We start from the raw sequence: 13,566 nt of genomic DNA, 5'->3' as shown, positions 1-13,566 counted from the left end.
AATACTTATCATGGCAAGAAAACTGATAAATGAGGTCACACCCTGCTCGGCCGAGCTACCTGCAATTTGTGCAATACTAATCGGCCCGCCAAGATTATCGGTTGAGACTTTCCCGGTTATCATTCCCCATAAACTTTTCAGCGTCGAAGAAGAAAAATCCCAAGTTTGTATCACCGCTTGCCAGACCGCTTCAACAGGGCCATAACTTAATTCCGCTTGAAGATCCTGAGGTATCGTGCTCTGACTTGCATCGACCGCGGCACCAATTCGTCCTTTTCCATCATCACCAGCTTGTGGTGTTAATGTGAGAGTTAAGCGTTGCTCATGACGTTGAACTTCAATATTCAACTCTTTACCAGCACTTGCTTGGATCAATTCAACCCATTTCGACCAGTTATCAATGGTTTGTTGCTGTGAGGACAGGAGAACATCCCCCACTTTTAACCCGGCTTTTTGGGCTGGTGAGTCAGGCACAATTTCACCCAGTACCGGTTTAATAGCTGGACGCAAAGGCTCAATACCTATTTTGTCCAAAATACTACTTGCTTGATCAATACTGACTTGAGGTATGACTAAAGCATATTGCTGCTCAATGCCTGACGTCAGTACTAAAATCTCAGTTCGTTCACCATATTCTGCTTTTTGAATGAGTGCCTTATAAACACTATTCCAGGTTGGGGTTTGTTTACCATCCACCTGTAAAATTTCATCACTCGGATTGAGACCCGCCTGAGCGGCGATTGAGGCTGGATGCACATCATCAATGATGGGTTTAATTCCAGATACACCAACGACAAACAACATCCAATAAGCCAGTATGGCAAAAATGAGGTTGGCTATAGGGCCAGCAGAGACGATAGCCACTCTTTTTGCCAAAGACTGACGGTTAAATGCAAATTGAGCTTGCTCTTCACTTACCGGCATTTCCCGTTCATCGAGCATTTTGACATAACCGCCCATTGGAATAGGCGCTAACACATACTCAGTGCCATCTTTACCCACTTTTTGCCAGATAGGTTTACCAAAGCCCACCGAAAACCGTAGCACTTTGACGCCACAACGTCTGGCGACCCAGAAATGACCATATTCATGAATGATAATTAGTATGGCTAAAGCGATTAAAAAGAAGACTAGTGAGTGCATAAACCTATCTTGCTCATAGCCAAGTCTCTTGCGGCAGCGTCATCTGCCAGGATTTGTTCGAGTGATGAAGCCTCATGAATAGGTAGCTCGGTTAAAACGTCTTCAATAATTTTCGCAATCTCAGTAAACCGTATCTGCTCATCCAAAAAGGCTTGCACTGCTACTTCATTAGCAGCATTCAAAATAGCTGTAGCCGTACCACCATCGTTTAATGCTTTATAGGCTAAACGTAAACAAGGAAAACGTGAAAAATCAGCTTCACTAAAATCAAGCCGGCCTACTTTCACTAAGTCTAATGGTGCCACACCAGAGGCGATTCGCTCTGGCCACGATAAGGTATTCGTAATAGGAGTCCGCATATCCGGATTGCCCATCTGAGCTAAAACCGAGCCATCCTCATAATCCACCATTGAGTGGATAACACTCTGTCTGTGTAACACGACTTCGATTTGTTGGCTTTGTAAGCCAAATAGCCAATGGGCCTCAATCACCTCAAGACCTTTATTCATCATAGTCGCTGAGTCGACGGAAATTTTTTGCCCCATGGACCAATTAGGATGAGCAACAGCTTGTTCTGGTGTCACCTCTTCTAATTTATCCAGCTCATAGTCTCTGAAAGGCCCACCTGAAGCGGTAAGAATTATCTTCCTTACCCCTTTGCCGTTGAAATCATGATGCTGCGTGTTTGCTACGGGCAGGCATTGCCAGATGGCATTATGTTCACTATCAACGGGGAGAAGAGTTGCGCCGTTTTCTGCCACAGTTTTCATAAACAAGGCACCACTCATGACCAATGCTTCTTTGTTAGCCAGTAAGATTCGCTTGCCCGCTTTGGCAGCGGCAAGAGTGGGTAATAAGCCAGCAGCACCCACGATTGCGGCAACGACGATATCGGTTCTGGATGATGACGAAACATCTTCCAGTGACTGGGTGCCACTTTTTACAACTGTATTACAGCCTTCTTTACGAAGCACTTCAGCCAGTTTGTCTGCAGCTTTGGCATCTAACATCACAGCAATTTCAGGTTGAAACTGCAGACATTGCTGCAACATAGTTTCAACAGATTGATTGGCTGTTAATGCATAGACTTTGAATTTTTCAGGATGAAGACTCAACACGTCCAATGTGCTCAAACCGATGGAACCAGTAGAACCAAGAATCGTCACTGATTTCATCTAGACACTACCCATGATTAATATCAGGAAAGTGAAGATAGGCACTGCAGCTAAAAGACTATCAATTCTATCTAATATACCACCATGTCCTGGTAGTAAATTCCCGCTATCTTTAACAGAAAAGGCACGTTTGTAGAGGCTTTCAAATAAGTCACCGATAATGGATGAAGCCACCGTGGCGATAGAAATTAACATCCATTCAAACCACGTGATTGTCGAAGGTGATGTTACTGAATAAAAAGCAGCTGCCCATATTGAAGCAAGCACAATGGCACCCGCGACACCTTCCCATGTTTTGTTCGGACTGACAGATCGTGCCAACGCATGTTTACCAAAGCGTTTACCAGCAAAATAACCACCGGTATCTGCTAACCACACTGTCACCATGACAAAAAAGAAGAGAAAAGCACCGGTTTCACTAAAGGTTTTCAATGTGACAGCAGAGACAACAAATACAGTGAGTATCAGAATACTGCTAATCGCACCAAAAATTTTATTCTTGAATAAATAGGATAACCGTTCAGACAGAGAGTTATTTGAATAGGCGAGTATGGTTAATGTCGCTAAAAGCCAAATAATAATGCCAATGCTGATCACAAAATATGGATTAATTTGTGTAATGGCCAAATACAATACAACAATCAGGTCTATCACCAGCATCACACGCATTGTCGGGCTTTTTATCCCTATCATTTGATGCCACTCCCAAGCAGCCAGTATGGCTACGGCAGCGATAAGTGTAGTGAATGTCACTAAGGAACTGGCAAAAATAGCCCAAACAACCAGGGGAATTAAAATGGCTGCTGTGATTAAACGTTGTTTAAGCATCCGATTGACCTTGCAACTGTTCAGAAGTACGACCAAAACGTCTTTCACGCTGACTAAATGAGCTGATAGCCACATCTAATTGTTTTTTATCGAACTCGGGCCACAATACATCTGTGAAGAAAAACTCTGTATAGGCCATTTGCCATAACAGGAAATTACTGACGCGCTGTTCTCCGCCAGTGCGGATAAATAAATCTGGTTCGGGGAGTTCAGCGGTTGATAGTGATGAACTGATATCGTCTTCGTTAATATCGTCAGGGTCTAATTCACCAGCAGCCACCTTTTTTGCAAGCTGACGAACGGATTGTGTGATATCCCAACGCCCACCATAGTTTGCAGCGATGTTGACTATCAGTCCCGTATTATTTTGTGTGAGTGACTGTGCATCGACTATTTTCTGCTGTAATACGGGAGAAAATTTATCGACGTCGCCAATAATGCACAATCTAATATTATTCTCGTGTAACTTTTTGACTTGATTGTCGAGGGCGTGACTAAATAATTCCATAAGCAGTGACACTTCTTTACCTGGTCTACGCCAGTTTTCACTGCTAAAGGCAAATAAACTGAGCACTTCGACACCAAGTTCGGCACAGCGTTTCACTATTTCTGCCACCGTTTTCACACCAGCTCGGTGCCCCATAAAACGTGGTTGTAAACGGCGTTTTGCCCAACGGCCATTACCATCCATGATAATGGCGATATGCTTAGGAATATTCTTTTTCTGAGGGTTCATTCAGAGGTGGTCAATGAGAGTGTAACCAGCCGGTTACACTTCCATCAAGTCCGTTTCTTTTTCTGCAAGCACATCATCAATTTGTTTGATGGTTGCATCGGTGAGCTTCTGAATATCTTCTTCAGCACCACGTTGCTCATCTTCAGAAATTTCTTTTTCTTTCAGTAGATCTTTTAGCGTGCTGTTAGCATCACGGCGAATGTTACGAACAGCGATACGTGCATTTTCAGCTTCATTTTTTGCCACTTTGACTAGGTCACGACGGCGTTCTTCCGTTAAAGGAGGAATGGGAATCCGAATAGTCATGCCGGCACTGTTTGGATTAACACCCAGATCAGATGTCATGATGGCCTTTTCAACGACAGACACCATATCTTTCTCCCATGGTGTTACCGTTAATGTTCTTGAGTCTTCAACACCCACATTTGCCACTTGGCTCAATGGCACATCAGAACCATAGTAAGAGACATGCAAATGGTCCAACAAGCTGGTGTGAGCACGTCCTGCACGAATTTTTGCCATTGCTGTATTCAGTGCAGCAACACTTTTTTTCATACGATCAGCAGCATCTTTCTTGATATCTTCAATCATATTCAATCCTATTTGACTAATGTTCCAACTTCTTCGCCGTAGATAATTTTTGTCAGATTACCTTCTTTGTGTACGTCAAAAACACGTAAAGGTATTTTTTGCTCCTGACACATCACAACAGCTGTCGTATCCATCACAGCAAGACGGTTATTGATGACTTCGTCATAACTCAATTCATCATAACGAACGGCATTTGGCTCTTTATTCGGATCAGCGTTATAAACACCATCAACCTGCGTCGCTTTTAACATCAGTTCAGCACCGATCTCCACAGCACGTAAACTCGCTGCTGAATCAGTCGTGAAAAAAGGATTGCCCGTTCCGGCAGCGAAAATAACTACACGCCCTTTCTCAAGATGTCTGATAGCACGACGGCGTAAATAATCTTCGCAGACCTCATGAATTCTGATAGCTGACATGACACGACAGAAAGTACCGTTTCGCTCCAAAGCATCTTGTAATGCCAAGGCATTCATCACTGTCGCTAACATGCCCATATGATCGGCACTGACACGGTCCATGCCACTAGCGGCGAGACCAGCACCACGGAATATATTTCCGCCACCGATGACGACACCGAGCTGAACGCCTTGCGCGCTCAGCTCAGATATCTCTTTGGCAAAACGGGAAATCACTTCTGGCTGGATGCCATACTCCGCATCCCCCATCAATGCCTCGCCACTCAGTTTGAGCAAGACACGCTTAAAAACTGGCTGACTTCCCGTTTGTGTCATAAATTACTTCCCTCTGGCTTGAGCCATAACTTCTTCAGCAAAATTATCTTCTGCTTTTTCAATACCTTCCCCCACTTCAAAGAACTCAAAAGCGTCAATTGAAGCGCCAGCTTGTTTGATCAGTTTTTCAACTGTCACGTCCGGGTCTTTAACGAATGGTTGGCCAACCAGGCTGATTTCGTTGACAAATTTCGCCATACGACCTTCAATCATTTTCGCAATGATGTTTTCAGGTTTGCCGCTATCACGTGCTTGTGTCGCCACGATATCACGTTCTTTATCCAGCAACTCTTGAGATAACTCATCTGGAGAAATGGCTTGTGGACGATTTGCAGCAACGTGCATAGCTAAATCTTTAGCCAATTCTTCGTTGCCACCAGTTAACTGAACCATAGTACCAATGCGGTCACCATGACGGTAGAAACCGATAATGCCATCTTCAGTATTTAATGCAGTGAAACGACGAACTTGAATGTTTTCGCCAATTTTAGCTACCAGTGCCTGACGCACAGTTTCAACTGTTTCACCAGAATCCAGTGTTAATTGTTTTAACGCGTCCAGATCAGCAGGTTGTGCTTCCAACGCTTTTTTCGCTACCGCAGATACGAAATTAACAAAAGCATCTGCTTTCGCTACGAAGTCAGTTTCTGAATTCACTTCCAACATGACGGCATGTTTGTTATCAGCACTTGTTTCAATAGCGATGATACCTTCAGCAGTGATACGATCTGCTTTTTTATCCGCTTTTGCCAAACCTGATTTACGCATTTCTTCGATAGCGACTTCGATGTCACCATTTGCTTCGACGAGTGCTTTTTTGCACTCCATCATGCCTGAGCCTGTACGCTCACGTAGTTCTTTTACTAAAGCTGCAGTAATTGCCATTGCTCTAACCCTTTTAATCTGATTGTTTTATGAATGCTCATCACTGAGCTCATATACAACACAGGCCCACCCACGGGCGAGCCTGCTGAATTAAACTAGTAGAAATTATTCGCTGGCTGATTCAGCACTTTCTTCAGCAACTTCTACGAATTCTTCTTTTGTATCTGCTGTTGTCACAGAAGCACGGCCTTCCAGAATGGCATCAGCAATGTTTGCAGTGTATAGACGGATTGCACGCATTGAGTCATCGTTACCAGGGATAACGTAATCAACGCCATCTGGATTACTGTTACTATCGACGATAGCGATAACAGGAATGCCTAATTTTTTGGCTTCTTGAATAGCAATACGTTCATGTTCAACGTCAATAACAAACATTGCATCAGGTAAACCACCCATTTTGCGGATACCACCGATGCTTTTTTCTAATTTTTCTTGTTCACGAGCCAGATCTAAGACTTCTTTTTTCTTCAGACCTTCAGTTTTGCCAGACTCGATCATGTCCTGGATAGCATCCAGACGTTTAATTGATTGGCGAACGGTTTGGAAGTTAGTCAACATGCCACCTAACCAACGGCGGTTGACATATGGCATACCTGCACGTTCAGCATCTTCACGAATCGCATCTTGTGCAGCACGTTTGGTACCGACAAACATGATACGACCTTTTTTAGACGCCAGTTTGCTGACAAAATTCAACGCATCGTTGAACATTGGCAAGCTATGTTCTAAGTTGATGATATGGATATTGTTACGTTTACCAAAGATGTATGGGCCCATTTTTGGGTTCCAGTAACGGGTTTGGTGCCCGAAATGTACGCCTGCTTCAAGCATTTGGCGCATTGTTGTTTTAGCCATGATTATACCTTTAATAGTATGGGGTTGAACCTCCACGTACCCCAGTTGTCGACTAATTAGGTCAGACCTAATAGCACCCCGACACCTGTGACGGCACATGTGTGATTTTGCCTTCTTTCGGCGCGCATATTATTCCACACTTAAGCAACAAAACAAAGCGAAAAGAACAATTACCAGCTTGGCCTAGAATGATCACTGGTGACCAAAGCCGATTTACGGCAAACTATGTCTGATATCAGAAACTTCATTTCAAAATTAGCAGGGAATTTAAATGGCTGTCAGTATAAAAACTGCCGAAGAAATTGAAAAAATGCGTGTAGCGGGAAAACTTGCCGCTGACGTTTTGACCATGATTGAACCGCATGTCCAAGCCGGTATCACCACTGAAGAACTCAATCAGATTTGTCATGACTACATTGTCAACGAACAACAAGCCATTCCTGCCCCGTTAAATTATCATGGTTTTCCTCGCTCCATCTGTACCTCTGTTAATCATGTCATCTGCCATGGCATACCCAGTGAGAAAAAACTCAAAGACGGCGACATTATCAACATCGACATCACCGTTATCAAAGATGGTTACCATGGTGATACCAGCAAAATGTTTCAGATTGGTAAGCCTTCTATCTTGGCCCAGCGTCTTTGTCGTGTTGCCCGTGAATCCATGTTTGTCGGTATTGAAATGGTTAAACCAGGCATCCGTCTGGGTGATATTGGTCATGCCATTCAGACTTATGCCGAGAAAGAAAACTTTTCCGTTGTTCGTGAGTACTGTGGTCATGGTATCGGCCAGGTCTTTCACGAAGATCCCCAAGTCCTTCACTACGGTACTCCGGGCACAGGACTCGAACTCAAGGCAGGCATGACATTCACTATTGAGCCAATGATTAATGCAGGCAAACGTCATGTTCGGCAACTGCCTGATGGCTGGACCGTCGTAACCAAAGATCGTTCTTTATCAGCACAGTGGGAACACACCATTTTAGTGACTGATAGCGGATATGACATTCTGACCTTACGTGAAGAAGAAACCGTTTAATCTATAAGGTGTTGTATGCCTCAGCAGACTCTATCTATCTGGGAAGTTGGAAACTTAGTGATTCCTTCTGATGCAGAGGTCACCAATGAAATTTGTCGACAAGCTTTAAAGCAAGGCCAGCTATATCTCCAGCAACAATTCGATGCTGGGAGTTCTATTGAAGACTTGGTGTATCAACGCGCCTCGTTTGTTGATGAGATTCTGACGCAAATCTGGCAGCAACATATCAGTGATGACACACCTGTCAGTCTGATTGCCGTAGGTGGTTACGGACGCGGAGAGCTCCATCCTTATTCTGACATTGATGTATTAATTTTACTTGATGAATCCATCTCAGACACGCCACCAGATTCTTTATCCAGTTTTCTGACTCAACTCTGGGATGTGGGCTTAGAAATTGGTCACAGCGTCAGAACGATACAGGAATGTCGTCAGCAAGCAGAAGATGACATCACTATCGCCACTAACTTATTAGAGGCACGATTACTGTGTGGCCACAGTGCGTTGTTTGAATCACTGCAACAACTGACAGTCACTAATAAAACCTGGGACACTCGACGCTTTTTTGAATTAAAAAGACAAGAACAGTTAGATCGCCATCAGCGCTATAATGATACGGCCAATAACCTCGAACCAAATATTAAAGAATCACCTGGGGGGTTAAGAGATATTCAGGTCGTCAACTGGGTAGCTCAACAGCATTTTGATGTTAAAAACCTGGAAGGACTTCGTCAAAAAGGGTTTCTGGCTAATAGCGAATATGAAACTTTACAAAAAGCGCAAAACTTTTTGTGGACAATCCGCTTTGTACTGCATCACCTTGCAGGTCGTAAACAAGAAAAGTTGATGATCGACTTTCAGCGAGAACTCGCTAAGAAATTGGGATATAAAGACGACGACTCTCGACTCGCTGTTGAAAAATTCATGAAGGATTATTATCGTTGTGCCCGCTCTGTCAGGCAAATGAATAGTCTCTTACTACAGCTGTTTGAAGAGACGATTATCCTCGCCGATGAACCTCGTGAAGTCAGAGTAATTAATCGTCGCTTCCAGTCACATAATGGCTATCTTGAAACAATCAACCCGGGCATCTTTGCCTACTATCCATATGCCTTATTAGAAGTCTTTCTTATTCTTCAGCAAAACCCTGAGCTCAAAGGGGTCAGAGCGTCGACTATCCGTCAGATTCATGCCCACTTACACTTAATTGATGATAATTTCCGCCGTGATATAAAAAACCGAACTTTATTTATGGAAATTATTCGTCAGCCAAAAGGCGTGACGCATGAGTTTCGTCGAATGAATGAATTAGGCGTTTTAGGTGCTTACCTGCCTGAATTCGGTCGCGTCGTCGGCCAAATGCAGCATGATTTATTTCATGCCTATACGGTTGATGAACACACTCTATTTTTAGTAGGTAATTTAAGACGCTTCTCCTGTGAAGAAAACAGAGAAGAGTTCCCTCTTTGCTCTGAAGTGTTTAATCAACAGCCTAAACCGGAAATACTCTATATCGCAGGTATTTATCATGATATAGCCAAAGGCCGAGGTGGAGATCACAGCGTCTTAGGTGTGGTTGATGCAAAAGCATTCTGTGAGCGACATAACCTCAGTGAATATGATACGAATATCGTCGCTTTTCTGATTAGATACCATCTTGCTATGTCGACGACGGCTCAGAAAAGTGATTTGGAAGATCCGACTGTCATCAAAAAATTTGCTGACTTGGTAGAGACAACAGAACGACTGAATTATCTCTATTTATTAACGGTTGCTGATATCAGAGCCACTAATAATAACTTGTGGAATGGTTGGCGAGATTCGTTATTGAAACAGCTTTACCACAGTACCCACCAGTGGATTGAACATACTGAGGCTCAAGCAAAAAGTACACGTGAAAAGAGCTACAAAAAATACCAGGAAGCGATGCAACAACTGCTATCTAACGGCCGTAGTCAAGAAGATATCAGTCAGCTCTGGCATGCCTATGATTTGGACTACTTCCTCAGGCATTCAATTGATGAACTCGTTTGGCAATCAGAGCAACGTTTAGATCATATGGATGACGATCCATTAATCGCACTGAGAAAACATAATGATCAACTGACGCTAGAAATTTTTATTGTCACTCATGATCGGGCTGGCATTTTTGCCGCCATAACGGCAGCGCTTGAGCAATGCCAACTCAATGTATTGGACGCAAAAATCAATGTCACCAATGAGCACGATGCTTTGAATACCTTCATCGTAAACGGTGACCGACTAGATACCAGACAAATTACCCGTTCGCTTGAAAAGCAACTCGCCAACACTTCTCATGTGAAGCCATATAGCCCCACCATCACACCGAGAACAATGAAGCTATTTAAAACACAGCCGAATATTGAGTTTGAAACCAACCTTCAACAAAACCATACCGTGATGTCCTTACATACACATGACAGACCTGGATTGGTTTCGGCTATCGCTCAAGTGTTTCTGGCCTGTAAGGTTCAGCTCATTAACGCCAAAATTAATACACTCGGCGACCAAGTTGAAGACGTATTTTTCATTACCACAGCAGATGAGAATGCCCTTGATGAACTGGAAGAAAATAACCTAAAAGAACAACTGCTGACCAACTTGTCACACTAAAAAAAACGGCATGTATTTCATGCCGTTTTTTTAAATAGAAAGCTTAATTTTGAGAAACAGTCAGGTCATTAGACAGTTTTTCTAACTTTTTATCACCAATACCTTTGACGTTAGTCAGCTCATCTACCGTTTTAAATTTTCCGTGAGCATCACGATATTCAATTATGGCATCTGCCGTTGAAGGTCCAACACCATTTAACATCTGCAACTCTTCTGAGGTCGCTGTATTGAGATCAATCTTGTCGGCAGCATATGCTAGAGAAGTGCTGAGAAAAAACGATAAGACCAATGCAAAAAATGATTTTCGTAACATAATCCATACTCCATGTTAAAACTAAGTCCATTAACAGTTTCTCCTGAAACTGAAGCTTTAGGTTAGATGAAAAAACGAATGAAAATCAAACAGACTTTTTGCATTGTGTGAGCTTGCTCACAACTCACTTCCTGATCCTGTCCCCCGCTCCCTTGCCAGTCAAAGTGAGAAAAATTAAATAGAAATACTGTTTGACTGAAAACGAGGCAATCATTTTGGCATCTGTTTCAGCAAGTAACTCAGGAGTCGACATATCAATATCATTGACCTGAGCTAAGCCAGTAATACCAGGGCGTACTGAGAACACATTCAGTTTGTTTCTCGCTTCAATCAACTCATGCTGACTTTCCAGGCATGGCCTTGGACCAACCAAACTCATATCGCCTTTTAATACATTCCAAAGCTGAGGAAGTTCATCGAGTTTAGTCCTTCTGAGGAACCGCCCGAAATGCGTTACTGAAGACTCAGCCGCCAAATGTGTGGCGACATGAGCGGTGTTTTTACGCATAGTTCTGAACTTAACCAATGTGAAAATCGTTTTCTGTCTTCCGACCCTTTGCTGAAAAAATAACGGGCTACCAGAATCAAAAATTCCCAAAAACAACAATATGACAAGTAAAGGAGAGAATATAATCAGTCCAGTTAAAGCAAAAAAAACATCTAAAATTCTTATCATTTCTCTCTCTCTACCATTTTTCTTAATTGGCTAGGTAAGTCAGAGATCGGTTCCCAGCCAAGTAACACCTTTGCCTTGTCTTTTCTGACTATTAGACAACTATATAACTTTCGATATATGTTTTTTTTTCCTATACATGCCAGTAACCATCGCAACGGCGTTTTTGGTATATAAAAAAGCCTTAGCGACTTCTTGTAGGCTTCAGAAATGGCAATGAGTAAACCCGTTGTAGACACATCATCCTTATCAGCAATCAGAAAAGTCTCATTTTTTGCTTTTGGCTTTTCAATACAGGTCCATATAAAGTCAGTCAAATTGTCAATTGCAAGTACTGATCGCCAGTTTTGCATTTTTGCGAAAGGAAGTGGGACTCCTTTTCCTACAAGCTTTATCAGTTTCTCGAAATTACCTTTAACTCCAGGCCCATAAACCAAAGGTGGACGTATTATCGTGTATGCCATATTGGATGCATGACAGATAGTTTTTAAGTGATTTTCAGCGGCTAATTTCGAATGAGCGTATTCATCCTCAGGTAATGGTACGTCAGTCTCACAGAAAGGCTCTAATGTTTCACTCGTTTCTTCACCGTTTACCTTGGTTGAACTTATAAAAATAAAGTGTTTTACCCCCGCAATAGCAGCCTGACTTGCTAAAACTCGAGTTAACTCCACGTTTACTTTTTGATATACGGCTCTTGCCTCATCCTCGTTTTTATTCGGAATATCTATAGCAGCCAAGGCATGAATAATCACATCAATTGAACTCAAATCCAGTGATGAAATAGTTTCGCTGTTTATTTCTGGATAAAGCCAATATTCAATTTCGGGGATAGATTTATCTGAGGCTGTTCGCTGTAATGCGACAAGCTCGACTTCTTTCTCCTTAGACCATGAAGCAAGTACATTCTGCCCAATAAAGCCATTTGCACCCGTAATTAAAATTCGCATTTATTTAATCTAACAACTGTTTTATTTGAGAAAAGGAATTAGTGAGGGGTACAGATAAACAAACCTTGCTAAAGCGTAAAGCACTGCAAAGATGATTATTGAATAACATACCCAATAATATTTATTTTTCTGCCACTCCAAAAAAACACTCGTCAAATAGAGTGGTAGCGTAATCATCATCAACTCCGCTAACCGCGTGGCAGGAGCGACATGAGTATACATCGTTGACATAAATATAATACCCATAAGTCCTGTCCCAACTAAAACTCTCGCTTTAGGGTCAGAAAAAATAGAGTTTCTAAGTGTATAAACCACAAAAAGGTTTAATGCATAAAATACAGCTAAAAAATAAAAAAATAATCCCGTTGAGTTTTGGGTATCAATGATTTTTTCACCAAAATAGAATTGATATTTAGGGTTAACATAGCCAGCAACACTCCCTATTAAGTCAAATAATGAAAAATGAAATAAAATAAATAACGGTGATAATACAAAGCTTACTAGTAATGCAGTAAAAAAATATTTACTGTAATAGATTGGAAATATGATCAAGAAAACTAAACATGTAAGGTGAATCTGAGATGATAAGAGAATGAGGCCGAAGCTTAATAATGGCCTCTTATCAAACAAGAAATAAATTGCCACTATTACGAAAGCTGTGGCATAAGCAACTCTAAGAACCGTCCCTTCCAATAAAAAAAGGTAGAAACAGCAATAAAAGAAAATGGTTAACCATGGCTTTTTGTCACTCAGTCTCTCATAGTAATAAAGTTTGAGAGTAGTCAGCCCCATAGTCAGAGAGAAAATAAACCATTTGAAGCCAATCAGTTCACCTAACAACTTGCTTGACCAAAAGAAAAGTATTTCTTTAGTGAGAGAAAAAGAATCAAAGAGCTGATACCAAGTTTGATTGGCAACGCGATGTTCATAATGCCAGTTGTAATGCATCCAATCTACTGAAGCTGAAATTGATAATAAAAAAGCTGTCAATCCCAGCAGTGGATAAG

General features: G+C 42.1%; 14 protein-coding genes. 2 read left to right on the top strand and 12 right to left on the bottom strand.

All coding sequences use genetic code 11. The features are described 5' to 3' along the window. From rseP to rpsB, 8 genes are all read right to left on the bottom strand, one after another. On the bottom strand, window positions 1-1,143 hold a 1,143-nt coding region (gene rseP / locus B4K20_RS01410; protein ID WP_289281624.1), incomplete at its 3' end, for an RIP metalloprotease RseP. Then, window positions 1,131-2,318: a 1-deoxy-D-xylulose-5-phosphate reductoisomerase gene (gene ispC / locus B4K20_RS01405; protein ID WP_289281623.1), complete on the bottom strand. Its 1,188-nt coding sequence runs from the start codon at window positions 2,316-2,318 to the stop codon at window positions 1,131-1,133. The genes ispC and rseP, both read right to left, overlap by 13 nt. Then, the gene (locus B4K20_RS01400) at window positions 2,319-3,146 is read right to left on the bottom strand and encodes a phosphatidate cytidylyltransferase (RefSeq protein WP_289281622.1); all 828 of its coding nucleotides are present in this window, start codon (window positions 3,144-3,146) and stop codon (window positions 2,319-2,321) included. It lies immediately after the preceding gene. Then, the gene (locus B4K20_RS01395) at window positions 3,139-3,882 is read right to left on the bottom strand and encodes an isoprenyl transferase (protein ID WP_289281621.1); all 744 of its coding nucleotides are present in this window, start codon (window positions 3,880-3,882) and stop codon (window positions 3,139-3,141) included. Before B4K20_RS01395 ends, B4K20_RS01400 begins: the two co-directional genes overlap by 8 nt. A 33-nt stretch (window positions 3,883-3,915) precedes the next feature. After that, complete coding sequence (gene frr, locus B4K20_RS01390; protein WP_289281620.1) at window positions 3,916-4,473, bottom strand: ribosome recycling factor; 558 nt, start codon at window positions 4,471-4,473, stop codon at window positions 3,916-3,918. Between the two features lie 8 nt (window positions 4,474-4,481). Continuing rightward, window positions 4,482-5,207, bottom strand: coding sequence for a UMP kinase (gene pyrH, locus B4K20_RS01385; RefSeq protein WP_289281619.1), 726 nt, complete (start codon window positions 5,205-5,207; stop codon window positions 4,482-4,484). Window positions 5,208-5,210: 3 nt separating this feature from the next. Next, a complete protein-coding gene (gene tsf / locus B4K20_RS01380; RefSeq protein ID WP_289281618.1) occupies window positions 5,211-6,092 on the bottom strand; it encodes a translation elongation factor Ts in 882 nt (293 codons plus the stop codon). Between the two features lie 105 nt (window positions 6,093-6,197). Then, on the bottom strand, window positions 6,198-6,950 hold the full coding sequence (rpsB, locus tag B4K20_RS01375) for a 30S ribosomal protein S2 (RefSeq protein ID WP_289281617.1): 753 nt from the start codon (window positions 6,948-6,950) through the stop codon (window positions 6,198-6,200). A 271-nt stretch (window positions 6,951-7,221) separates the two neighbouring features. Here rpsB and map point away from each other — a divergent pair, with 271 nt between their 5' ends. Continuing rightward, complete coding sequence (gene map, locus B4K20_RS01370; protein ID WP_286305391.1) at window positions 7,222-7,989, top strand: type I methionyl aminopeptidase; 768 nt, start codon at window positions 7,222-7,224, stop codon at window positions 7,987-7,989. Between the two features lie 15 nt (window positions 7,990-8,004). Then, the gene (glnD, locus tag B4K20_RS01365; RefSeq protein WP_289281616.1) at window positions 8,005-10,623 is read left to right on the top strand and encodes a [protein-PII] uridylyltransferase; all 2,619 of its coding nucleotides are present in this window, start codon (window positions 8,005-8,007) and stop codon (window positions 10,621-10,623) included. A gap of 43 nt (window positions 10,624-10,666) precedes the next feature. Here glnD and B4K20_RS01360 read toward each other — a convergent pair whose 3' ends face one another. The 4 genes from B4K20_RS01360 to B4K20_RS01345 all read right to left on the bottom strand — a co-directional run. Beyond that, window positions 10,667-10,936: a ComEA family DNA-binding protein gene (locus tag B4K20_RS01360; protein WP_289281615.1), complete on the bottom strand. Its 270-nt coding sequence runs from the start codon at window positions 10,934-10,936 to the stop codon at window positions 10,667-10,669. 124 nt (window positions 10,937-11,060) lie between these two features. Next, a complete protein-coding gene (locus B4K20_RS01355; protein ID WP_289281614.1) occupies window positions 11,061-11,612 on the bottom strand; it encodes a sugar transferase in 552 nt (183 codons plus the stop codon). Then, entirely contained in the window at window positions 11,609-12,559 is a 951-nt protein-coding gene (locus tag B4K20_RS01350) for an NAD-dependent epimerase/dehydratase family protein (protein WP_289243990.1), read from the bottom strand. Before B4K20_RS01350 ends, B4K20_RS01355 begins: the two co-directional genes overlap by 4 nt. Before the next feature lie 21 nt (window positions 12,560-12,580). Further along, window positions 12,581-13,566, bottom strand: a 986-nt coding sequence (locus B4K20_RS01345; RefSeq protein ID WP_289281613.1) for an EpsG family protein, incomplete at its 5' end; no start/stop codon positions are given.

This window comes from Methylophaga sp. UBA5088 (assembly GCF_002414625.1).
Classification (GTDB): Bacteria; Pseudomonadota; Gammaproteobacteria; order Nitrosococcales; family Methylophagaceae; genus Methylophaga; species Methylophaga marina.
Note: the sequence above shows the minus strand (reverse complement) of the source record. Positions and strands in the feature narration are given on the sequence as shown.